Annotated in this window: 28 protein-coding genes, 1 tRNA gene and 1 CRISPR repeat array; of the genes, 17 read left to right on the plus strand and 12 right to left on the minus strand. The window is 29.9% G+C overall.

Translation table 11 applies throughout. The features are described from left to right. The first annotated feature begins 32 nt into the window (after positions 1-32). The 3 genes from METVI_RS0101830 to METVI_RS0101840 are packed head-to-tail and all read left to right on the plus strand — an operon-like array spanning position 33 to position 1,742. Entirely contained in the window at positions 33-497 is a 465-nt protein-coding gene (locus METVI_RS0101830; protein WP_004593806.1) for a methylated-DNA--[protein]-cysteine S-methyltransferase, read from the plus strand. 25 nt (positions 498-522) lie between these two features. Next, positions 523-936, plus strand: a complete 414-nt coding sequence (locus METVI_RS0101835; protein WP_004593808.1) for an NfeD family protein — start codon at positions 523-525, stop codon at positions 934-936. Beyond that, a complete protein-coding gene (locus tag METVI_RS0101840; RefSeq protein ID WP_004593809.1) occupies positions 933-1,742 on the plus strand; it encodes an SPFH domain-containing protein in 810 nt (269 codons plus the stop codon). The genes METVI_RS0101835 and METVI_RS0101840 overlap by 4 nt, the downstream gene beginning before the upstream one ends. Here the strand turns inward: METVI_RS0101840 and METVI_RS0101845 are convergent. Then, entirely contained in the window at positions 1,739-2,884 is a 1,146-nt protein-coding gene (locus METVI_RS0101845) for an ABC transporter substrate-binding protein (protein ID WP_004593811.1), read from the minus strand. The genes METVI_RS0101840 and METVI_RS0101845 overlap by 4 nt on opposite strands. A gap of 159 nt (positions 2,885-3,043) precedes the next feature. Here METVI_RS0101845 and METVI_RS0101850 point away from each other — a divergent pair. From METVI_RS0101850 to METVI_RS0101870, 5 genes are all read left to right on the plus strand, one after another. Further along, positions 3,044-3,131: transfer RNA gene (locus METVI_RS0101850), tRNA-Leu, on the plus strand. Positions 3,132-3,238: 107 nt separating this feature from the next. Beyond that, positions 3,239-4,429: a hydroxymethylglutaryl-CoA reductase (NADPH) gene (gene hmgA, locus METVI_RS0101855; RefSeq protein WP_017980979.1), complete on the plus strand. Its 1,191-nt coding sequence runs from the start codon at positions 3,239-3,241 to the stop codon at positions 4,427-4,429. 2 nt (positions 4,430-4,431) lie between these two features. After that, complete coding sequence (locus METVI_RS0101860) at positions 4,432-5,067, plus strand: stage II sporulation protein M (protein ID WP_026152861.1); 636 nt, start codon at positions 4,432-4,434, stop codon at positions 5,065-5,067. Between the two features lie 2 nt (positions 5,068-5,069). Further along, positions 5,070-5,726: a triose-phosphate isomerase gene (gene tpiA / locus METVI_RS0101865; protein ID WP_017980981.1), complete on the plus strand. Its 657-nt coding sequence runs from the start codon at positions 5,070-5,072 to the stop codon at positions 5,724-5,726. Between the two features lie 15 nt (positions 5,727-5,741). Continuing rightward, entirely contained in the window at positions 5,742-6,083 is a 342-nt protein-coding gene (locus METVI_RS0101870; protein ID WP_017980982.1) for a DUF555 domain-containing protein, read from the plus strand. Here the strand turns inward: METVI_RS0101870 and METVI_RS0101875 are convergent. The 4 genes from METVI_RS0101875 to hemL all read right to left on the minus strand — a co-directional run bounded on the left by METVI_RS0101875 (position 6,080) and on the right by hemL (position 8,689). Further along, complete coding sequence (locus METVI_RS0101875) at positions 6,080-6,463, minus strand: CBS domain-containing protein (protein WP_017980983.1); 384 nt, start codon at positions 6,461-6,463, stop codon at positions 6,080-6,082. The genes METVI_RS0101870 and METVI_RS0101875 overlap by 4 nt on opposite strands. A 96-nt stretch (positions 6,464-6,559) precedes the next feature. Continuing rightward, positions 6,560-6,748 (minus strand): DUF2116 family Zn-ribbon domain-containing protein, encoded by a 189-nt coding sequence (locus METVI_RS0101880; protein WP_017980984.1) that lies wholly within the window; start codon positions 6,746-6,748, stop codon positions 6,560-6,562. Beyond that, positions 6,745-7,419: a UMP kinase gene (gene pyrH, locus METVI_RS0101885; protein WP_017980985.1), complete on the minus strand. Its 675-nt coding sequence runs from the start codon at positions 7,417-7,419 to the stop codon at positions 6,745-6,747. Before pyrH ends, METVI_RS0101880 begins: the two co-directional genes overlap by 4 nt. 4 nt (positions 7,420-7,423) lie before the next feature. Beyond that, on the minus strand, positions 7,424-8,689 hold the full coding sequence (gene hemL / locus METVI_RS0101890) for a glutamate-1-semialdehyde 2,1-aminomutase (RefSeq protein ID WP_017980986.1): 1,266 nt from the start codon (positions 8,687-8,689) through the stop codon (positions 7,424-7,426). Positions 8,690-8,746: 57 nt separating this feature from the next. Beyond that, positions 8,747-9,300: a CRISPR direct-repeat array (repeat unit 37 nt; unit sequence GTTTCCATCCTTGTTTTAATGGATAAGCGATTCAAAC). Positions 9,301-9,730: 430 nt separating this feature from the next. Between hemL and cobY the strand changes: the two genes are divergently transcribed. From cobY to METVI_RS0101910, 4 genes are read left to right on the plus strand one after another with little or no spacing between them, the layout of a single operon-like run. After that, complete coding sequence (cobY, locus tag METVI_RS0101895; protein ID WP_004591326.1) at positions 9,731-10,288, plus strand: adenosylcobinamide-phosphate guanylyltransferase; 558 nt, start codon at positions 9,731-9,733, stop codon at positions 10,286-10,288. A 5-nt stretch (positions 10,289-10,293) separates the two neighbouring features. After that, positions 10,294-10,560: a PRC-barrel domain-containing protein gene (locus METVI_RS0101900; RefSeq protein ID WP_004591328.1), complete on the plus strand. Its 267-nt coding sequence runs from the start codon at positions 10,294-10,296 to the stop codon at positions 10,558-10,560. Position 10,561: 1 nt separating this feature from the next. After that, the gene (locus tag METVI_RS0101905) at positions 10,562-11,338 is read left to right on the plus strand and encodes a helix-turn-helix domain-containing protein (protein WP_004591329.1); all 777 of its coding nucleotides are present in this window, start codon (positions 10,562-10,564) and stop codon (positions 11,336-11,338) included. A 10-nt stretch (positions 11,339-11,348) separates the two neighbouring features. After that, on the plus strand, positions 11,349-11,741 hold the full coding sequence (locus tag METVI_RS0101910; protein WP_004591332.1) for a 30S ribosomal protein S8e: 393 nt from the start codon (positions 11,349-11,351) through the stop codon (positions 11,739-11,741). On the opposite strand, the gene frhB is transcribed toward METVI_RS0101910, so the two are convergent. Genes frhB through frhA form a run of 4 tightly spaced genes read right to left on the minus strand, consistent with a single transcriptional unit; the run spans position 11,738 to position 15,005 of the window. Beyond that, positions 11,738-12,586, minus strand: a complete 849-nt coding sequence (frhB, locus tag METVI_RS0101915; RefSeq protein ID WP_004591334.1) for a coenzyme F420 hydrogenase subunit beta — start codon at positions 12,584-12,586, stop codon at positions 11,738-11,740. The genes METVI_RS0101910 and frhB overlap by 4 nt on opposite strands. A 1-nt stretch (position 12,587) precedes the next feature. Then, positions 12,588-13,265 carry a coenzyme F420 hydrogenase subunit gamma gene (gene frhG, locus METVI_RS0101920; RefSeq protein ID WP_004591336.1) on the minus strand — a complete coding sequence of 226 codons (678 nt, stop codon included), beginning with the start codon at positions 13,263-13,265 and terminating at the stop codon, positions 12,588-12,590. Continuing rightward, a complete protein-coding gene (gene frhD, locus METVI_RS0101925; RefSeq protein WP_004591338.1) occupies positions 13,253-13,747 on the minus strand; it encodes a coenzyme F420-reducing hydrogenase, FrhD protein in 495 nt (164 codons plus the stop codon). Before frhD ends, frhG begins: the two co-directional genes overlap by 13 nt. A 49-nt stretch (positions 13,748-13,796) precedes the next feature. Next, on the minus strand, positions 13,797-15,005 hold the full coding sequence (gene frhA / locus METVI_RS0101930; protein ID WP_081604663.1) for a coenzyme F420 hydrogenase subunit alpha: 1,209 nt from the start codon (positions 15,003-15,005) through the stop codon (positions 13,797-13,799). 279 nt (positions 15,006-15,284) lie between these two features. On the opposite strand from frhA, the gene METVI_RS0101935 reads away from it, so the two are divergent. Next, the gene (locus METVI_RS0101935; RefSeq protein WP_004591342.1) at positions 15,285-15,824 is read left to right on the plus strand and encodes an OsmC family protein; all 540 of its coding nucleotides are present in this window, start codon (positions 15,285-15,287) and stop codon (positions 15,822-15,824) included. A gap of 8 nt (positions 15,825-15,832) precedes the next feature. After that, on the plus strand, positions 15,833-16,204 hold the full coding sequence (locus tag METVI_RS0101940) for a 4Fe-4S dicluster domain-containing protein (RefSeq protein WP_017980987.1): 372 nt from the start codon (positions 15,833-15,835) through the stop codon (positions 16,202-16,204). 5 nt (positions 16,205-16,209) lie between these two features. Here the strand turns inward: METVI_RS0101940 and METVI_RS0101945 are convergent, their stop codons facing one another. Together METVI_RS0101945 and METVI_RS0101950 are read right to left on the minus strand one after the other, a co-directional pair. Beyond that, a complete protein-coding gene (locus METVI_RS0101945; RefSeq protein ID WP_004591345.1) occupies positions 16,210-17,514 on the minus strand; it encodes an NCS2 family permease in 1,305 nt (434 codons plus the stop codon). Continuing rightward, positions 17,511-19,013, minus strand: coding sequence for a radical SAM protein (locus tag METVI_RS0101950; RefSeq protein WP_004591347.1), 1,503 nt, complete (start codon positions 19,011-19,013; stop codon positions 17,511-17,513). The genes METVI_RS0101945 and METVI_RS0101950 overlap by 4 nt, the downstream gene beginning before the upstream one ends. Before the next feature lie 192 nt (positions 19,014-19,205). Between METVI_RS0101950 and METVI_RS0101955 the strand changes: the two genes are divergently transcribed. Next, complete coding sequence (locus METVI_RS0101955; protein WP_004591349.1) at positions 19,206-19,409, plus strand: histone family protein; 204 nt, start codon at positions 19,206-19,208, stop codon at positions 19,407-19,409. A 2-nt stretch (positions 19,410-19,411) separates the two neighbouring features. Here METVI_RS0101955 and METVI_RS0101960 read toward each other — a convergent pair whose 3' ends face one another. Next, positions 19,412-19,903, minus strand: coding sequence for a hypothetical protein (locus METVI_RS0101960; RefSeq protein ID WP_020486686.1), 492 nt, complete (start codon positions 19,901-19,903; stop codon positions 19,412-19,414). A gap of 75 nt (positions 19,904-19,978) precedes the next feature. Between METVI_RS0101960 and METVI_RS0101965 the strand changes: the two genes are divergently transcribed. After that, positions 19,979-20,524: a 2-oxoacid:ferredoxin oxidoreductase subunit gamma gene (locus METVI_RS0101965; protein WP_004591351.1), complete on the plus strand. Its 546-nt coding sequence runs from the start codon at positions 19,979-19,981 to the stop codon at positions 20,522-20,524. Then, on the plus strand, positions 20,521-21,033 hold the full coding sequence (locus tag METVI_RS0101970) for a CDP-2,3-bis-(O-geranylgeranyl)-sn-glycerol synthase (protein WP_004591353.1): 513 nt from the start codon (positions 20,521-20,523) through the stop codon (positions 21,031-21,033). Before METVI_RS0101965 ends, METVI_RS0101970 begins: the two co-directional genes overlap by 4 nt. Position 21,034 lies beyond the last annotated feature (1 nt).

The raw sequence follows: 21,034 nt of genomic DNA on the forward strand, positions 1-21,034 counted from the left end.
TTTATTTTTTAATTTTAAAATAATTTAATTTTATGATAGTTGAAATAGATGGATATTTTATTGGTTTAAAGTTTAAAGATGATTATTTAGTAGCCAATACTATCCCTTTAAAATCTAAACCCAAAGGTTTTGGAGAACTTTCTGATGAATATTTAGATATAGCAGAGATTATATTAAAGCTCTATTTTGCTAAAATGTCAGATAAAGAGGCTAGGAAGAAGGTTAAGCACAAATTGTTAGTTAGCCCATTTATAAAGAAGGTTTTAATATTTATAACAAATATTCCTATGGGAAAAACTGTAACTTATGGGGATGTGGCAAAAGCATTAAACACTTCTCCAAGAGCTGTAGGAAGGGCTCTAAATAAAAACCCTCTACCTCTTTTATACCCATGTCATAGAGTTGTAGCAAAAGATTCTTTAGGAGGGTATGCATATGGCTTAGAAGAGAAGAAGGTGATATTAGATAGAGAGATAAAAAATTTTAAATATAAATAAAGATAAATCTATATAATGTGAGATTATGCTTGGATATTTTTATATCATTTTAGGGGTGATTATTGTTGCCATTGAATCTATAATCCCTGGGTTGTATTTTCCCGCCATTGGGATAGCTTTAATTGTTTATGGTATTTTGTTAATTCTTTTCCCAAATCCAATATTTGATGTTATTTCAGCAATTTTAGCAGGGGTTATTACAGCAATTATTCTTTATTACTTTGTCTATTCTGTGAAAGTAAATGTAAAGGTTGGTGTTGAGGGGTATGTGGGTAAAAGAGGAAGAGCAGTAGAGGATTTTAAAGAAGGATATGGAAGGGTTGAAATAGAGAACCAAACTTGGTTAGCTAAAAGTGAAGATGAAATAAAGAAAGGAGATAAAATAGAAGTTATTGGTTATGAAGGGGTTCATTTAATTGTTAAGAAGGTGACAAAATGATAATATTTTGGATTATTTTAGGAATATTAGTTTTAATTATTATAACAAGGAGTATAGTTGTAGTTAAACAGTATGAAGGGGGTTTAATATTTAGACTAGGGAAAGTTGCTGGAAGATTAATACCTGGTATTAATTTTATTATCCCATTTATAGATGTTGTGCAAAAGGTAGATTTAAGAACAAGAGTAGTTGATATCCCCCCACAAGAAATGATAACAAAAGATAATGCTGTTGTTAGAGTTGATGCTGTTGTTTATTATAGAGTTATAGATGTCATTAAAGCTCTTTTAGAAGTAGAAGATTATGAATATGCTATTATTAACTTAGCTCAAACCACTTTAAGGGCAATAATAGGCAGTATGGAATTGGATGAAGTGTTAAATAAGAGGGAATATATAAACTCAAAATTATTAGAAATATTAGATAAAGAAACAGACCCTTGGGGAGTTAGAATAGAGAAGGTTGAAGTTAAAGAGATTGACCCTCCACAAGATATAAAAGAGGCTATGGCTCAACAGATGAAAGCTGAGAGATTAAAGAGAGCTAAGATATTAGAAGCTGAAGGAGAAAAACAGAGTAGAATATTAAAAGCTCAAGGAATTGCTGAAAGTCTAAAAATAGAAGCTGAAGGTAAAGCAAAAGCTATTCAAATAGTTGCTGAAGCTGCTAGAAACTATTTTAAAGAAGAAGCTCAATTGTATAAGGCATTAGAAGTAGCAAATAATGTATTAAAAGAAAATAGTAAATATATTATCTCTGAAAATGTCTTAGATTTAGCAAAAAATATTATTAAAAAAAGAGATTAAGATTTAATTTCATTGTAAGCATTGAAATCAAATATTACTTCTTTAGCTTTTTCATCAGAAACATCTTTTAACATATTTTTCATTAATCCTTGGTTATTCATAGCTTTTACAAATTCTAATATTCCTGGTAAGAATGTTTCAATTCTCCAATCATATTTAATATATTTAACAGATTCTTTTTCAACATTCTCATCTACTCCTAACCACTTTGTTGAAGCCTCTGCAGCAAGATCCCTATTTTTGTTTATTTCTTCAGTAGCATATCTCAATAGTTTAGCAAAAGTTATAATAGCATCTCTTTTCTCTTTTAGAGATTTTTCTGAAGCTACAACACAGCAACATGGATGGTTTTTCCAAGTACCTCCATTAGATTTTGGTAAATCTTGACTATAAACTATTGCTTTTCCTACACCTTTACTCTTTAAAATCTCTGGCATTGGTTCCCAAGCTATAACAGCATCCAACTGTTTTTGAGACAGCATTTGTGGCATTGATCCTTGTCCTTTACAATTAACTAACAATACCATTGCCTTTTCATTAGGATTTTCAGTATAGCTAATTCCTGAAGCTTTTAAGGCATCTTTTATCATAACATATTGAATAGATGTTGGCAGCGGATGTCCTATTTTAACTTGCTTACCCTCTTTATATTGCTCCTTTATCCAATTAACAAACTCTTGCCAATTATTTGCAGGTATATCCTTTCTAACTACTACTGCTGAACCTTCTCCTTGTAAGCACATTATGATCTTTCCATTACATCCCTTATCAATATAGAATACTGCAGGAGGTACTCCATTTAAACCAATATCTAGCTTCCCTTGAGCTAGTAAGTTCATTATGTCTGCTCCACCAGTTTTTATTAGATAAAGTTCAATATCTGCTATCTTCTTATCATTTTTATACAATTCATACTTTTTTTTAGGTTCAACTTCTTTTAAATAAATACCATATTTTTTGAAGATTTCTGGATGATAGCATGCCACAAATAGGGCTGCATGGTGGTCAGTAGGTAGGTAACCAACAGAGATTTTAACCACTCCATTGTTTTCTTCTACAACTTTTTTTTCCTGACACCCTGCTAAAGCTATTGCTGCACTGACAAATAAGAGGCTAATTAAAATTACCATAGTTTTTCTCATGATATCACCAATATATCATTAAGATAAATCCTTATATAAAAATTTTTATTTTTTTAATAATTATTAACCTATAAAGGAAACCAATGTTGTTGTTTTTTCTATACACAACTCCAAAAAGTATATATATATCTATTTTCTATTTTATAGAATGCTTAAGGTGCAGGGGTCGCCAAGCCTGGCCAAAGGCGCCGGACTTAAGATCCGGTCCCGTAGGGGTTCGTGGGTTCAAATCCCACCCCCTGCACCATTTTTTATTTTAGACAATAATATTCATAAATTTAAATATATGATAGAAAATTTTTAATCTCTTTTTTAACTATTTTAAATATTAAAGTTTTATGTTCTGGTGAAGCTATGGATCTATTAGAGAAATTATTAAAAGGAGAGATAAAGCCATATATGCTAGAAAAATATGTTGATGCTAAAAAAGCTACTGAAATTAGGAGAAAGTTTATTGAGATAAGGACTAATACAAAGTTAGAGCATGTAGCTAAGTATAGTATTAATGAAGAAATGGCAATGAAAAAAAATATAGAAAACATGATTGGAGCTATCCAAATACCTCTTGGATATGCTGGGCCAATAAAGATTAATGGAGAATATGCTAATGGTTATTATTACATCCCTTTAGCTACAACAGAAGGAGCTTTAGTAGCTTCAGTAAATAGAGGATGTTCAGTTGTAACAAAGTGTGGAGGGGTTACAGTTAGGGTCATTGATGACAAGATGACAAGAGCACCATGCTTTAAAACATCTTCTGTTGTAGAAGCAATAGAGTTCAAAAAATGGCTAATAGATAATTTTAAGAAAATAAAAGAGATAGCAGAATCAACAACAAGACATGGAAAACTTATAAAAATAGATCCAATTTTAATAGTTGGAAGGTATGTATATCCAAGATTCTGCTTTAAGACTGGAGATGCAATGGGTATGAATATGGTAACTATTGCTGTTGAGAAAGTTTGTGAATATATTGAAAAAGAACTTAATATAAAAACCGTTTCTGTCAGTGGAAATGCCTGTGTAGATAAAAAGGCAAGTGGCATGAATTTGATAAATGGTAGAGGTAAAAGTGTGGTAGCTGAAGTATATTTAAAGAGGGAAGAAGTTGAAAAATATTTAAAAACTACACCTGAAGCTATAGCTGAAGTAAATAGATTAAAAAATTATATAGGCTCAGCTATTAGCAACAGTATAGGTTTTAATGCACACTATGCAAATATTGTTGGGGCAATATTTTTAGCTACAGGGCAGGATGAAGCTCATATAGTTGAAGGCTCTTTAGGAATAACAGTGGCTGAACCTGAAAATGGAGGGCTTTATTTTTCAGTAACACTACCTGATTTACCTGTTGGAACAGTAGGGGGAGGAACAAGAGTGGAGACACAAAAAGAGTGTTTAGAAATGCTTGGATGTTATGGAGATAACAAAGCTTTAAAATTTGCTGAAATTGTAGCTGCAGCAGTTTTAGCTGGTGAGTTATCTTTATTAGGTGCATTAGCAGCAGGACATTTGGGTAAAGCACATCAACAGTTAGGTAGATGAATATGAGAGAAATTTATATTTTATTAATTTTATATGAAACAATAAAAGAAATATTAAATATAAAAGAAATTCTAAAAGCTCTGATAAGAAATAGAAAGATTATATTATTTGTTTCAATTATGTTCCTTTCTTTTTTTATTATTTCCTATATTTTGATAAATTCAAACATGTATTTTTTACAAGTAGGAGATGAGATGTTTAATGAGTTTAAAGAATATGTAAAGCATTCTGGAATAGTTGAGGGAGGCAAATATAGTGCTTTTGAGTTAATAACATTCATCTGGGGAAATAATCTAAAAGTTTGCTTAATTGATTATTTTTCAGGAATATTTTCATTATTAATTTTACTTATTAACACATATATACTTTCCTATGTTTTATATAAATATGGGTTAAATAAATTTATTTATCTTGTTCTACCACATGGAATTTTTGAGATTCCTGCATTAATATTATCTGTGTCTGGAGGAATACTTTTTAATATAATGTTGTTCTACTTATTTAGAAGGGAGTTTGGTAAAGCTTATATCTACTTAAAAGAATCATTAAAAATCTTAATATTCTCTATTATATTATTTATAATAGCAGGAATAATAGAAGGTACTGTAACATTTAAATTAGCTATGTCAGTGGGATAGTTATGATAATTATAATAAACTATAAGACATATAAAGAGAGTTTAGGAAAAAGAGGGTTAGAGATTGCTAAGATAGCTGAGAAAGTATCAGAAGAAAGTGGGGTTAATATTGCTGTTGCTCCACAATATGTTGATTTAAGAATGATAGCTGAAAATGTGAATATCCCTGTGTATGCACAGCATGTTGATAATATAAAACCTGGAAGCCATACAGGGCATATATTGCCAGAATCAATAAAAGATATATGTATTGGAACATTATTAAATCATTCTGAAAAAAGGTTATTATTATCTGATATAGAAGAGCTAATAAATAGATGTAGAGAATTGAAATTAGAGACTGTTGTTTGCACAAATAATATCAATACATCTAAAGCTGTAGCTGCACTAAATCCTGATTATATAGCTGTTGAGCCTCCAGAACTTATAGGAACAGGAATTCCTGTATCAAAAGCAAATCCTGAAGTAGTTGAAGGAACAGTTAAAGCCGTAAAGGAAATAAATAAAGATGTAAAAGTACTTTGTGGAGCAGGGATTAGCAAAGGAGAAGATGTAAAAGCGGCTTTAGATCTTGGAGCTGAGGGAGTGTTACTAGCTTCTGGAGTAGTAAAAGCTAAAAATGTTGAGGAAGCTATAAGAGAATTAATAAAATATATCTAAATTTGGTGAGAGTAAATGCCTAATTATCATGTGACACTACAAGCTGCATATATAGTGAGAAATGTTGATGATGTAGAGGATGCTATTAATATAGCTATATCACAGATAGGTAAGACTTTAAACAAAGCTGGAATGAATTATGTTGATATAGATGTGGGTTTAACAGTTTGTCCAAAATGTGGGGAATTGATAGATTGTGTATTAGTTGTAGCAAGAACAGCTTTAGTGGGAGTGTTATTATCAATGAAAGTTTTTAATGCTGAAAATCAGGAACATGCTATAAGAATAGCTAAAGCTACAATAGGAAAAGTTTTAAAAGATATTCCATTAGAGCCTGTAGAAGTTGTAGAAATCTAATCTAATAATTCTGAAAATAATTTAATTATATCTTTTGATGATAAAACACCAACTATAACTTCTTCACATGAAGATTTCACATATAGATGGTGTATTTTATTTTCAGCCATAATTTCTACTGCTTTTTCTAAAGGAGTTTCTGGATTAACAGTTATAACTTTTGTAGTCATTATTTCCTCTGCAGTTTTTTCTAAGTCTTTATAATGCTTTAAAATATCAGTATCTGTTATAACTCCCCAATACTGATGCCCATCTGAAACCACAACAGAAGAAATGTTATGTTTTGCCATAATTTTTATTATATCTTTAAGTTTAGCCTCTAAAGGAACTTCTACAACTCCTTTTACCATTACATCTCTTACTAAATATTTTGATATCATTTTTTCCCTCCCCCTATATAAAGTCCCTCTCAGTTAGTGCCGATTTCATCATTAAAAAATTCAGTGGGGGTAACTTTCATCATTGAGGGGTTGTTCTTATTTTAAAAATATAGTAATTATATAATATAATAATATTAACACAACTATTCCCAAAAACATATATTGTGTTCTCATCATAGCCTTTCTTTTCTTTAAATATTCAATTCTACACTTATCAGAGCAGAAAACTTTATCTGGTGGAATAGAGATTCCACAATTTAAACAGTGTCTATGTGGTTCAATCATTCTATCACAGTTCCATTAATTTTTCCAATTATAGCATTTAATAAATTTTCTGGCTCTCCTTTAACAATAATTGTCCTTATTCTTGCTCTCTCTATTATCTTTGCAGCTAATGGATCCACTACACTGGAGCTACCAGCTTCAGATGAAGCTTTTAAAGCTATCTCAAAGAGTTCTTTAAATGAGAGCTTATTATATTTTTTAGCATCTTTATATTTTTTAGGATCTTTGTCATAAACTCCATCAACATTTGTGGCTATAACCAATAAATCTGCTTTTATATATTCTGCCAACATAGCTGATACTGCATCAGTTGTATGGCCTGGATGTGTTCCACCCATAACTGGAATTTTGTTTAATTTTAATATTAATTCTGCCTCTTCAAAATTTTTAGGAATAGATTTAATAGCATACTCTCCTAAAGCTGAAATAATTAGCATAGCATTTAATCTTGTAGCTTCTATTCCAATAGCATCACAGAAGCTATTATCAGCATTAAATTGCTTAGCAGCTTTTATATATTCTCTAGCCGTCCTTCCACCACCAACAACTACTGCAACTTCATGACCTTCATCTTTAATTTTTTTTAAGATATTTGAAATTGCTTTTATCTTTTCAACATCTATATTGTTTGGAGCTAATATAGAACCCCCAATATCAAAAACTATTCTCATAATTTCACTCTTTCAATTTTTTAAATACCTCTTCTAACACATTTATTGTTTTTTCTAAAGCTTCACCATGTTTTATACATGTAAAACAGCATTCAAACTGAGATGGTGGAATAAAAACTCCCCTCTTTAATAATTCATAGAAATAATTCATAAACATTTTTATGTCACTCTTTTTAGCAATATCATAATTTATAACATCTTCCTTATTAAAGTAGATTTGAAACATAGAGCCAATATTATAAACTCTTGCTTCTATATTATATTTTTCTATTAAATCTCTTAAAGTATTAGCTAATGTTTCAGCAAATTTGAATGTCTTTTTATAAAATTCATCATCTAACTGCTTCAATGTAGCTATTCCTGCAGTCACTGAAACAGGATTACCATTAAATGTTCCAGCTTGATACACTTTTCCTAATGGGGAAAAATTATTCATAATTTCTTCTTTTCCTGCTATAGCCCCTATTGGATAACCTCCTCCTAAGATTTTTCCTAATGTTGTTATGTCTGGAATTACATTAAAATATTCTTGTGCTCCTCCTCTTGCCAGTCTAAAACCAGTTATTACTTCATCAAATATTAGTAATATTCCCTCTTCTTCTGTTATTTCTCTTAAAAATTTTAAAAAACCATTTTTTGGTAGAATACATCCAACATTAGCCATTACTGGTTCAACCATAATACATGCTATTTCATCTTTATTCTCTTTTATAGCCTTTTCCACTGCATCTTCATCATTGAATGGAACTAAAATAGTGTTTTTAACAGTTTCTTCAGGAATTCCTAAAGAATTTGGAGCCCCATGAGTTAAAGCTCCACTACCACTTTTTACTAAAACATAATCATGTGCTCCATGATATGCTCCATCAAATTTTATAATCTTTTTTCTTCCAGTGTAACCTCTTGCTAACCTAATAGCTGACATTGTAGCCTCAGTTCCTGAATTAACAAATCTTACCTTTTCAGCTGATGGAACATAAGAAACTACAAGTTTAGCTAACTCTATTTCTTTTTCTGTAGGGCATCCAAATGTAGAACCTTTTCTTATTTGCTCTATTACCTCTTTAATAACTATTTCATTACAATGACCTAATACTAGAGGACCATAAGCTAAACAATAATCAATATATTTATTACCATCAACATCATAAATATAACATCCTTCACCTCTATCAACAAAAAAAGGATATGGTTCAAAATATCTAACAGGGCTATTAACTCCACCAACTAAGTATTTTTTTGCTTCTTCAAATAACTCTTTAGATTTCATGAACCCACCTATATTCTCAATGTGTTTTTATTATTATTTAAAATTTTATATTTATTTTTAACTCTCCTTGTTTTAATGGATGAGCGATTCAAACATAGTCCTACCCATATTTTGACCGTTTGTGTACAGTTTCCATCCTTGTTTTAATGGATAAGCGATTCAAACAGTTTTAGAGATGACACAATGAACAGGGATAGAGGTTTCCATCCTTGTTTTAATGGATAAGCGATTCAAACGATAATATCAGTTAGTTATCCAGACTTCTTAAAGATGTTTCCATCCTTGTTTTAATGGATAAGCGATTCAAACATTATGTGGCTAGAATGAATAAAATAGCAATAGAAACAAATAATATGTTTCCATCCTTGTTTTAATGGATAAGCGATTCAAACAAGCAAAGACGCAGCTGAGAAGTTAGAATCCAAAATGTTTCCATCCTTGTTTTAATGGATAAGCGATTCAAACAGGATATGGATTATTTATATGAGTTTTATTACCATGGTTTCCATCCTTGTTTTAATGGATGAGCGATTCAAACATATAATAAAAAGATCATTATTGAAAATTGTTGAAAGTTTCCATCCTTGTTTTAATGGATGAGCGATTCAAACCCTATGCAACCACTAATTATATTCGCCAAAACTCCTATATAAACCTTTCTTTTTCAACTAGAATTTTCTTACTGCCCAATTATTAAAACCTTTATAAAGTTAAGAAAGATTATGCAAATTATTTATAAATATAACGCACAACTGTATCATAAAATATAAACAATTATAACTTATCTAACTAAAATAAAAACAAACTAAACATAAAACCATAAAAATAAAAATAAATAACAAAAATAATTAAAAAATCTCAATTTTAATTAGAAAAAATCATTATTACTTTTCACTAATTTTCTCATACAAATTTTAACAAGAGGATATATAAAGGCAAGAAAAGTTAATTAGAAAAATTGATATAGTTATTAAAAATCTTTATATATAGTTTATATATTTAAATGTAGATAAACTCTAAAAAATTTTTAAGGTCAAAATTATGGATGCATTAGTAATGGCTGGTGGTAAAGGAAAGAGATTAGGAGGTCTAGAAAAACCATTAATAAAAATAAATAAGAAACATCTTATTGACTATATAATTTCTGCTTTAAATGAATCTAAGATAAAAAATATATATGTAGCTACTTCACCATATACACAGAGAACTAAAGAATATTTAAAAAAACATTATAAAAACATTTTTATAATAGAAACTCCTGGAAATGGATATATAGAAGATTTAAATTATTGTATAAAATATTTTAAAGAACCATTCTTAACTGTTTGCTCAGACATAATAAATCTAAATTCTAAGCTCATAAATGATATAATAGACTATTATAGAAAAAGTGATGTAGAGGCTCTAAATGTTATGATACCAAAAGATATATACCCTAACCCACATCTATGTTATGAGAATTTAGTTCCTGCAGGAATAAATATTGTTTCTCCTAAAAAAGGCTATCAAAAAGAAGGAATCTATATAACAAAAAAATTAATCTTTAACATTAATACAAAGGAAGATTTATTATTAGCTAAAAAGCTTTTTGAGAGGTAATATATATGAAAAAGCTTCCTGCTAAAATAATATTTGGAAAGAATATTGTAGGAAACCTTGGGAGTGTTTTAGGTAGAGTAGTTGATATAGTTTTTGATGAGAAAATAGGAAAGATAGTTTCTTTAGAAGTAGAGCCAGAAGAGGGTAGTCCAATAGATATAGCTGATGGAAAAAATGTTTTTATTCCATATAAAGCTGTAATAGCTATAAAAGATGTTGTTGTAATAGATGAGAAATATCTGACCCAAGCATATATAAAGCCTGTTGAATAATATGAAAGCTGATATTATTCTAAAAGACAAAGATAAATTTGTAACATCAAATCAAATCTTGTTACTTTTAGCTTTATATAAAACAAAGTCTCAAAATTCTGCTGCAAAATTGTTAAATATTTCTCCATCTTCATTTAATATACAATTAAAGAGGTTAGAAAAGAAACTTGGATTTAAACTATATTACTCTTCTCCAAATGGTACTGTGTTAACAGAAAAGGCTATAAATTTATTAGAAGAATATTTAATAAAAAAAAGTAGATTAGAAAGTGAGAGATTTACAGTTTCAGGATATATTTCTGGAGAATTGGCTAAAAAATTATTTGATGATCCTATTATAACATCCTTTAATAATGCCATAAAACTATTAAAAATGGATCTTGTTGATATTCTTGGTTTGGATGATAGCTATTGGCTATATAGGTTAGAAGATGATAGATTTTTAAAGAGTGAAGTAGGGAATAAAAAAATAGATATTATACACACTTATGAAGACCATTTTGTTATGGTGTATAAAGAAGAGTTTAATTATAAAAACCTTATTGGGATAAGATATAGCCCACATAGAATTTTATATAATATATTAAAGAGTAATAATATAAATTTTAGAGTTAGAATAAGAGTTAATAATCCATTTAAAGCTATTGAATTAGTTAATAAAGGGTATAGTTTATTTTTAAATGAATCCTTAATTAAATATGCGGAAGGTTTAAATATAGAATATCCTAAATTTTATGAGAAAACAATACATACCATTACATTTATAAAACTTTATTAGGTGAAACATTATGAGTGTTTGGCAAGGTAGAAGTAGAAGAAAACCTTCTGGAGGAATGTATAAAAAAGCTAGAAAAAAGAGAAAATATGAAATGGGAAGAGAGCCTATAGAGACACATGTTTGTAGTGAAGGAATGAAGTTAAAGATAGTTAGAGTTAGGGGAGGAAATAGAAAGGTAAAAGTTGTTAGAACAGCTTATGCAAATGTTATTGATCCTGAAACAAATATAGCTAAAAAAGTAAAAATAATAACAGTAAAAGAAAACCAAGCAAATATACACTATGTTAGAAGAAATGTTATAACAAAAGGAGCTATTATTGAAACTGAATTAGGATTAGCAAAAGTAACTTCAAGACCTGGGCAAGATGGAACAGTTAATGCTGTTTTAATAAAAGAGAATTAATGTGGAACTGGTAAATTAAGCTCTTTTCTATGCTCTATTTCTTTACTATTCTTATCTTTTTTAGTTTTAGCTAATTTTATAACAAGATCTAAACCTGGCTTAACCTCTTCTATTGGCTTTATTTCTAAGTAACCATCTTCCACCATTTTATTAAAGAATTCTTCTCCTTTTTTAGTTCTAATAAATACTGTACTCCATCCATCAGGGCTACCTACTGATCCTGTGGAGATATCTGCTAACTCAGCTGTATAATCTAAACAGACATGACAGGATGTTTGTTCATATGGATGAGTTTCTTTTAACTTTATAGCTTTTGTTTCTCCCCATCTTGTATAAACCCAGAACTTACCTTTTCCAATATCTAATTTAACAACATCATCCATCTTCACATTACAATGCTCCTCAACAATTAATTTTAAACCTTCATATGGGAAGTTCTCCATACAGAATATACCAATAATTAAAGCAATTTTATCAGCTACATGTCTAAAGCCTAAAGGATATTTTATAAGCTTTCTAACTGCTCTAACTTGACAAGGTGTCCCAACTACCCCTATTTTTTCACATCCATATTCCCTTGCAGCAGATTTCAAAACAGATATATTAGGGCAAACACTATATTTTGTCCCTGCTGCTTCTAAAACTTCTTCAACAGTTGTAGCTACTTTAGGGTAAGGCATAAACCCATCTTTTTTGTCTGCAACTATAACCCCATCTAATAAATTGTTCTCTAAACCATATATAAAAGCTGTTGAAACAATCCCCCCATCTTGGGACTTTTTTAAAACTTCTTTTAATTTAGATCTTGCTGAAACAACTTTTATATATTTTCCAAGCTCGCTCATGTTATTCCCCCTCTATATTTTCCAAGAACTTTGGATATCTAATCCTTGGACATTGGAAAGAACATACTCCACATTTTATACATGTCTCTTTAATTACAGGCCTGCCATCTATCATCTCTATAGCTCTTGTTGGACAGGAGGCTGCACATGTTCCACAGCCCATACACAGATCTTTATTAACAACCTCAGTTATCAAATCACATCCACATGCTTTTGTTTTCTTATCAACAAATAAGGAAAGGTAATCTACATCATTATTCAATAAGGCTAAAATCACATTATATATTATATCAGGACTTGGAGGGCAACCAGGAATAGAAAGGTCCACATTTATAACCTCTGATAATGGAGTAAAGGCATTATGTACTGGTTTTGGCTTTTGGTTTCCTTTACAAAATCTTGTTATTCCTCCTGTAACAGCACAAGATCCAAGGGCTATAACAATCTTAGCTCTCTCCCTAACCTCCTTAGCAACTTCCAATGAGTGATGATCATCTAAACAAACAGCTCCTTCAACTATAGCTATATCACATTCAGGAATTTCTCTAACATCCATTAATGTCTGAGAATAAACTAATTCAACCTTATCTAAAACTTCAAGTAACCTTTCATACAAATCTGTTAATGAAACTAAACATCCACAACAGCTACAAAGTTGTACATGGGCTATTTTAACCATTTTTTCACCTCTTCAATAACAAGATCACAAGCTCTATCTATAGCATCCTCTACCTCCTTAGAAAGCCCAATATGAACATCTGGTTCAGAAATATATTTAGCTTGGCAGCCAATAACCTTTACTTCTATACCTTTTTTAGACAGCTCTTTTAATTTCTCAGCTAATGGATAATTATGGATATCAATTCTATCATATCTAACATCTGGGAGCTCTTCTAAGGATAATATCTTCAACTCCCCAGGTTTTAATCCATAGTCAATTACATCCACTAATAAAACTTTTTTCACTTTAGATTCTTCATCTATTAAAGATAGAACATGTGAAGCGGCACAGCCAGCATCCAATATAGCTATTCTATCATCATTAATTTTCTCTTTTAACTTTTCAATAACATGATAGGCAAAACCATCATCAGCAAATAAAATATTTCCACAGCCAATAATTAAAATTTCTTTTTGTAAATATGAAGGATTTAAATCCATTTTCTCCCTCTAAAACCCCAGGGTCCCTTTTTAGGGTTCCCCTTGGGGCTTATAACATTCTTTTTTCAATAACTCTGTTATCTTCTTTAACTATTATATGGGTTGCACATGAAGCTCATATGTCATAAGCTCTCATAATTACTTCAGCATACTGGTGAGGATAGCCTTCAATAGCTTTTTCAACTACTGGGAAGTTCCAAGTGGAAGCTGCTGTTATTGAATATCTCTTTATTTTTCCATCTTTGGTTGTTTCAGCCATGTGAACATTTGTTCCTCTTGGAGCTTCATGTATTCCAATTCCAAATCCTTCTTTGTATTCAATCTCTGCCCTTGTTTTTCCATTTATATTAACTTCATCTAATATTTCATAAGCTCTATAAACTGCTCCAAAATTCTCTTTTGCTCTTGCTATGTTAATATCTAAAGCACTTTTTGGCTTGAATTTTCCAAATGTAATCATTCTTGCTCTAGGCCCTACTTCAACAGGACTACCATTATATAAAGGTATCATAACAGATGTTTCTAAGCCAATCTCATTTCCATAATATCTCTGTGGAGGGATTTCAATAAATTGATCCCAATCTATTTTCTCCCTATCTCCATAAGTTGGTGATGTTGCTAAAAATGGACAGTTGTGCATTCCTAAGTTAGGAATACCACTCTCTTCCAAAAATCTCTCAACTAATGGAACATACTTTTCATAAAGCTCATATGCCAACTTTTCATATTCTCTTAAACCATAATAGATCTTAGCTTTAGCCCTTTCAGTAATATTATTTCTAACCCCTCCAACAACTAAATTTGGAGGATGTATTCCTTCTCCACCAACTATATCAACTATCATTTGTCCAATTTTTCTCATTTTTTGGATGATTTTTATTAACTCAATTTTTAATTCTTCTTCACCCTCTTTAATAAAGTCATCAAGTGTTAATAAATGGTGTAATGGATGTGAATGCATCCTATTTCCTAAACCTATTAGCTCCCTCAAAAGTAACCCATCTTTTGGAACTTCACAGTTTAATGCATTTTCTATAGCTTCACATGAAGCAATACCATGGGTAGCTTGACATATTCCACATATTCTCATAACAGCAATAGGAGCAAATTCTATAGGTTTTCCCCTTAACATGGATTCAAATCCTCTAACAGGTGTTGTATTAATGTAATAAGCCCTTTTAACAATCTCTCCTTCAACTTCCAATATCAACTTTGAATGTCCTTCATGCCTTGTAGTTGGACTTAGTTCAATTCTCATGATGATCACTTTTAAGAATTTTTAAGGTTATAAATATAATTTTAATTTAGCAAATTTATTCTAATATCTCTTTAAAAAAATTAATAAACTAAATTAAATCCTTAAATATGCTAAATGGTTATAGAAATTTCTTATTTTTTATTAAATCTATTTTTAAAAATAAGAAACTTTTAATAATATTCATCAAAATATTTAAAAATTTTTAAAAAATATTAGAATTAATCAATTAATCGAAAATTATAAATATATAATGTGCTAACATAATTATGGTGATAAAAAATGGAAGAGATCTGTAAAGAAATAGCACCAAAGATAATGCCAATAATGTTACCAAAAGCTTTAGAGAATTTTTTAATGAAAATTCCTGAAAAGGAGAGAGATAAACTTATTATGGATATTGTAGATATTATTGTTTCAAAGACAGATAATCAAGAGATTTCAAGTAAGTTTGTTAAGGAGTTTGAATCAATATTAAATATTAAAGGGTTAAAAATACATTCAAGAGGAGGAAAAGGAGCTATAAAAGAGAAAATTTCTCCAATGGATACATTTTTATCTGGCTTATGTGGGTGTATAGCTATAGCAGTAGGAAATACTTTATTAGAAAAAAATATTGAAGCTGATATCAATGTTAAAGGATCTGTAGAAAAAAATTTTGAAAAAGGATGTATTGAAAAGATAAAATTGGATATTTATGTTAAACCTAAAAAAGATGTAAATAAAGAAGAGTTAAAAACTCTTGTATTAAAAGGTTCTAATAAGTGTTTAATCTCTAATTCCTTAAAATGTGAAGTAATTAAAAATGTTATAATAGAGTAGGTGGAAAAATGGAGGACATTCCTGTAATTGGAAAAGATAAATTAGGAAGAGTTATTAGAGATTGGTCAGTAAAACCATGGTTTGGAATAGATAGGAAAGATATTAAATGGTATCCAGAAATTAATTATGAAAAATGTATTGGATGTGGTCTCTGTTTCTTAACTTGTGCAAATAGGGTAGTGTTTGATTGGGATGAAGAGAAAAAAAGGCCTATAGTGGCAAGACCTTACAACTGTGTTGTAGCATGTACCACCTGTAAAACCCTATGTCCAGTGGATGCTATAGAATTTCCAAAAAAAGAATATATTCAAAATATCATAAAAGAATATAAGATTTTAGCAAAAATAAAAGAGAAATTAAAAGAAGCTGGATTAATTTAAATATACTATCCACTTAAATAAACAAATCTCAAAGCAAATATTGCTGCTAAGATATAAACCAACCAGTGGACTTCTTTAGCCCTTCCAGTGAAGATTTTTAATATTGGATATGTTATAAATCCTAAAGCTAAACCAGTAGCTATACTAAATGTCAAAGGAATTGTTAATATTGTTATAAAAGCTGGAATAGATTCAGTATAATCATCAAAATTAATATTTTTTATAGCTTTCATCATTAAAGCTCCAACAATAACTAAAGCTGAAGCTGTAGCATATGTAGGGATAGCTTTAACCAAGGGGTAAAAGAAGAGAGATAATAAAAATAATAAAGCTACAACAACTGAAACAAATCCTGTTTTTCCACCCATTGCAATTCCAGAAGCAGATTCTATATATGTTGTTACTGTTGATGTCCCTAATAGAGATCCTAAAACTGTTCCTGTAGCATCAGACATTAAAGCTTTTTCTACTCTTGGCAACTTTCCATCTTTATCTAAATATCCTGCCTGTGATGAGAGAGCACTCAGTGTTCCTATAGTATCAAACATATCAACAAAGAAGAATGACATCACAATTGTTAATAATCCCAAATTTAAAGCACCAAATATATCAAGTTTTAAAAATGTTGGCTCTATTGAGGGGGGTAATGAAACAATCCCACTAGGAAATTGTGAAATTCCAAAAATCATTCCAATTAAAGAGGTTATTATAATTCCAATAAGTATTCCACCAATAACATTTCTACTAACTAAGATTGATGTTAGAAATATGCCAAATAAAGATAATAAAGGTTCAGGATTTAATATATTACCCAAAGTTACTAAAGTTGCTTTACTTTCTACAATTATTCCAGCATTTTTTAGACCAATAAAAGCTATAAACAGTCCAATTCCAACAGCAGTTCCATATTTTATTGCATTAGGGATGACATTAAAAATCCATGTTCTTACTTTTGTAAGTGTTAAAATAATAAATAGTATTCCTGATATAAAAACAGCCCCTAATGCCACCCTCCAATCAATGCCCATACCCAAGCATACACCATATGTAAAATAAGCATTTAATCCCATCCCTGGAGCCAAAGCAAATGGATATTTTGCATATAAACCCATGATCAATGTTGCTATTGCTGAAGCTATACAAGTTGCTACCATAACTGCTCCAAAATCCATCCCTGTTTGGCTTAATATTTGTGGATTTACAAAGATTATATATGCCATCGTCATAAATGTTGTTATCCCTGCTAAGATTTCTATTTTTATATTTGTCCCATACTTTTTAAATTCAAAATAGTCTTCTATAATCTTCATATAACCACCTTACCAGTTATTGATCTCCTTCCATAATCAATAACTTCAACATCAACAAACTCTCTCAATCTTACATTATCTTTAATCCCTACTAATATAGGATAACTACCAAACTGTCTTCCATAATATAAATTATCTTTTTTTATTTCTATAAACACATCTTTCAACACAGTACCTTTTGGTAAAATTCTTTTTAACATTTTGTTATCAATGTCATTTCTTATTTTCTCTTTAAACCATAAAAATAATTTCTTTCTTTTTTCAGCTTTTTTTAAGTCTTTTAATGTTATATCAGTTCCAAAAAATGGAACAACTTGTCTTATATTAATCCTTCTTAACATTAATCCTCTATCATATATTTCCTTTAAATATTGGTAATTAATATTAAATGTTTCCTTCCTCTCTCCCTTTAATCCAAATAATAAATTTATCCCAGGTAATAAGTAAGGTAATCCATTCTCTCCTCTTTTGCCCCCAATTTTATTTAATATTTCAACAGCTTTTATAACATCTTCAGGATAAGCATTTAAATTGTTTGCTTTTATAACCTTCTCATCAAAACTCTCCACTCCAAAAGCAGCAACATTTCCAGGTGTGCAGTATTTAACTAAAATCTTTGTAACTTCAACTGACTCTTCATAGTTAGCTATCACATATGGGTTTGCATTATCAATGTGTAGTACCTTTGGATTTAGAGAGTTTAATCCTCTAAATAACCTTTCAATAGCTTCAACATTTGGTTTAGGGTTATCAAAATCATGGGCTTTATATGAATATATACATGGTTGTCTCCCAATTCTAAAATATCTTACCCCCTCTTTCATTAATGCTTTTACTTCATCTATAATATCTTTCTCTTCCCTAAATTCAGGCAATCCATACCTTCTTGGTTCTACACAGAAAGAACATCCACCACAAACTGCCCTATGACAACCTCTATAGGTTTCAATTTCAGCTATTATATATGGATATTCTGGATGCTGTTTAACTACTTTAGCCCCTCTTATAGCAAATTCCCTTAATTCACTATAATTTCTCATCCTTTCTTCATCTACTTTTTCTAACCCAAATTCTAAAAAATCTTTTATAACAGCATCTACATCTCCCTCAATAACAATGTCAAAAAAATCTTTATATTTTTTTTCATCTTCAATTTTCCCTCCAATCTGAGATGAACCAAATTTTGTTGCTGCAGGACCGGCTAAAATTTTTATTCCATTATATTTATATAATATAGAAACAAACTCTTTCAATGTTGCAGGATTTGCTCTTAAATATTTTCCTGGAGTGTGAAATCCACATATGGCTATAATTATATTATATTTATCTAAATTAAACTTGCCTCTAATGTTTCTAAACTTATCTATTGTGGTGTAATCTGTTTCTACACCAAATTTATCTAAAACTCCATAAGCATATCTTGGATAAATACCTATATATGGTGGAACTCCCAATCCTGCCGGTTCATCAGTGTAACCATCAATTATTAATGCTCTCATGTTATCCCAATGATGATAAATTTTATCTGACAGTAATGATGAACCGTATGAGCTCTGAGGGATAAGATCAAATTTATTACATAATAGTATTAAATGATTATTCTCACCAATTCTTAGAATCCCAAAATAAAACCGAAAAGTTTAAATAAAGGATTTTAAAAAATAGTTTATAAAGATTTTTGAGGTGATAAGATGGGAGAGCTTCCAATTGCACCATTTGAAAGAATACTAAAAAAGGCTGGAGCAGAGAGAGTAAGTAGAGCTGCAGCAGAGTATTTAGCTGAAGCTATAGAGGAGCTGGCATTAGAGATAGCTAAAGAAGCTGTTGAATTAGCAAAACATGCAAAAAGAAAGACTGTTAAAGTTGAAGATATAAAATTAGCTTTAAAAAAATAATTTTATTTTAGCTCATTTAAAGCTTTTTCTAATAATTCTTTAACCTTTTCTATTTTCTCTTTTAATGATTCATTTTCATTTTTCAAGTTCTCTAATTTTTCTTCTAACTGCTTAATAATTTCTAATTTTTCACTGAGTTCTTCTCTTCTTGATACTGCTTCTAAGAACTTCTCAACTTCTTCTATACTTAATTCTCCTCTTTTTAACATTTCATAAGTTTCTAAAATTAATTTTCCTGCTTTTGTTTCTCCTTTTAAATGTTTTCTTATTGTTTGCTCTGTTCTACCAAGCTCATCAGCTATTTCTTTTATTGTATAACCTGCTTTCTCTCTTGCTAAAGCACCTGCAGCTATAGCAAGTGAATCTACCCATGTAACTTTTTCAACAGGGTCTTTTATTAATTCTAATATCTCAGGTCTAAATAGAGTACCTAATATTAATATGTGCTCTAATTTATCTATCTCTGTCTTAGATGTTGGCACCAATGGAATCATATTATCACCTACATATTATTTTATATAATTAATCTTATTAATAAATGTATTTAAAAATTGTGAAAAGTGATAGTAATGAGAAGAGAGATTAGACTTTCTGGATTTGGAGGGCAAGGTATTATATTAGCAGGGGTAATATTAGGAAAAGCAGCAGCACTTTATGATAATAAAGAAGCTGTGCAAACACAATCTTATGGACCTGAGGCAAGAGGAGGGTATAGTAAATCTGAGGTTGTAATATCTGATGAGCCTATAGATTATCCAAAAGTTATAAAACCTGATATCCTTGTATGCATGTCACAGCAAGCATATGATAAATATAAAGATGATATTAAAGAGAATGGAACTCTAATTGTAGATGAGGATTTAGTTTCTTTAAATGAGCTACCAAAGGTTAAAGTTAATATTTATAAAATTCCATTTACAAGAATAGCTTCTGAAAAAATAGGGCTACCAATTGTAGCAAACATTGTTATGCTTGGTTCATTGGTTAGAATAACAAACATTGTTAGTAAAGAAGCTATGGAAAAAGCTATTTTAAATAGTGTTCCTAAAGGTACTGAAGAAAAAAACTTATTGGCATTTAAATTAGGATATGAAGTAGCAGGGGATGTACATTGAAGAATATAATAATATCATCAATTTGGTACATTCTACCAGCCTATGTAGCTAATGCCTCTGCCTGTATATTTGGAGGAGGTAGTCCATTAGATAACAATGCATACTTTTTTGATGGTAAGAGAATTTTAGGTGATGGGGTTACATATAGAGGTTGTTTTTTTGGAATACTTTTTGGAACTTTAACAGGAATTATTCAAAGTATTATCCATTATATTTATTTTAAAAACTTTACAACTGATTATATAATTTTAGCATTTTTATTATCCTTTGGAGCCATATTTGGTGATGCTGTTGGTAGTTTTATAAAGAGAAGAATAAATATAGAGAGAGGGAAACCTGCTCCCTTATTAGATCAGTTAGATTTTGTTATTTTTGCTATAATTTTTGGAAGTATTATAAAACCAATAAGTTTTGAAGAGATTACAGTTATATTAATATTAACTGTATTTATCCATATATTAGGAAATGTTATAGCTTATTTGTTAAAGATAAAAGATGTTTGGTGGTAAA

This window comes from Methanocaldococcus villosus KIN24-T80, from assembly GCF_000371805.1.
Lineage (GTDB): Archaea > AGJL01 > Methanococci > Methanococcales > Methanocaldococcaceae > Methanocaldococcus > Methanocaldococcus villosus.

Coding starts and splice junctions, on each gene's coding strand:
- tpiA (WP_017980981.1), top strand. CDS start 5,070: ATGATAATTATAATAAACTATAAGACATATAAAGAGAGTTTAGGAAAA.
- METVI_RS0101835 (WP_004593808.1), top strand. CDS start 523: ATGCTTGGATATTTTTATATCATTTTAGGGGTGATTATTGTTGCCATT.
- METVI_RS0101870 (WP_017980982.1), top strand. CDS start 5,742: ATGCCTAATTATCATGTGACACTACAAGCTGCATATATAGTGAGAAAT.
- METVI_RS0101910 (WP_004591332.1), top strand. CDS start 11,349: ATGAGTGTTTGGCAAGGTAGAAGTAGAAGAAAACCTTCTGGAGGAATG.
- METVI_RS0101955 (WP_004591349.1), top strand. CDS start 19,206: ATGGGAGAGCTTCCAATTGCACCATTTGAAAGAATACTAAAAAAGGCT.
- METVI_RS0101950 (WP_004591347.1), bottom strand. CDS start 19,013: ATGAGAGCATTAATAATTGATGGTTACACTGATGAACCGGCAGGATTG.
- frhD (WP_004591338.1), bottom strand. CDS start 13,747: ATGGATTTAAATCCTTCATATTTACAAAAAGAAATTTTAATTATTGGC.
- METVI_RS0101830 (WP_004593806.1), top strand. CDS start 33: ATGATAGTTGAAATAGATGGATATTTTATTGGTTTAAAGTTTAAAGAT.
- cobY (WP_004591326.1), top strand. CDS start 9,731: ATGGATGCATTAGTAATGGCTGGTGGTAAAGGAAAGAGATTAGGAGGT.
- frhG (WP_004591336.1), bottom strand. CDS start 13,265: ATGGTTAAAATAGCCCATGTACAACTTTGTAGCTGTTGTGGATGTTTA.
- METVI_RS0101875 (WP_017980983.1), bottom strand. CDS start 6,463: ATGATATCAAAATATTTAGTAAGAGATGTAATGGTAAAAGGAGTTGTA.
- frhB (WP_004591334.1), bottom strand. CDS start 12,586: ATGAGCGAGCTTGGAAAATATATAAAAGTTGTTTCAGCAAGATCTAAA.
- METVI_RS0101860 (WP_026152861.1), top strand. CDS start 4,432: ATGAGAGAAATTTATATTTTATTAATTTTATATGAAACAATAAAAGAA.
- METVI_RS0101945 (WP_004591345.1), bottom strand. CDS start 17,514: ATGAAGATTATAGAAGACTATTTTGAATTTAAAAAGTATGGGACAAAT.
- METVI_RS0101935 (WP_004591342.1), top strand. CDS start 15,285: ATGGAAGAGATCTGTAAAGAAATAGCACCAAAGATAATGCCAATAATG.
- METVI_RS0101840 (WP_004593809.1), top strand. CDS start 933: ATGATAATATTTTGGATTATTTTAGGAATATTAGTTTTAATTATTATA.
- pyrH (WP_017980985.1), bottom strand. CDS start 7,419: ATGAGAATAGTTTTTGATATTGGGGGTTCTATATTAGCTCCAAACAAT.
- METVI_RS0101900 (WP_004591328.1), top strand. CDS start 10,294: ATGAAAAAGCTTCCTGCTAAAATAATATTTGGAAAGAATATTGTAGGA.
- METVI_RS0101905 (WP_004591329.1), top strand. CDS start 10,562: ATGAAAGCTGATATTATTCTAAAAGACAAAGATAAATTTGTAACATCA.
- hmgA (WP_017980979.1), top strand. CDS start 3,239: ATGGATCTATTAGAGAAATTATTAAAAGGAGAGATAAAGCCATATATG.
- METVI_RS0101960 (WP_020486686.1), bottom strand. CDS start 19,903: ATGATTCCATTGGTGCCAACATCTAAGACAGAGATAGATAAATTAGAG.
- METVI_RS0101845 (WP_004593811.1), bottom strand. CDS start 2,884: ATGAGAAAAACTATGGTAATTTTAATTAGCCTCTTATTTGTCAGTGCA.
- METVI_RS0101940 (WP_017980987.1), top strand. CDS start 15,833: ATGGAGGACATTCCTGTAATTGGAAAAGATAAATTAGGAAGAGTTATT.
- METVI_RS0101880 (WP_017980984.1), bottom strand. CDS start 6,748: ATGATTGAACCACATAGACACTGTTTAAATTGTGGAATCTCTATTCCA.
- hemL (WP_017980986.1), bottom strand. CDS start 8,689: ATGAAATCTAAAGAGTTATTTGAAGAAGCAAAAAAATACTTAGTTGGT.
- METVI_RS0101965 (WP_004591351.1), top strand. CDS start 19,979: ATGAGAAGAGAGATTAGACTTTCTGGATTTGGAGGGCAAGGTATTATA.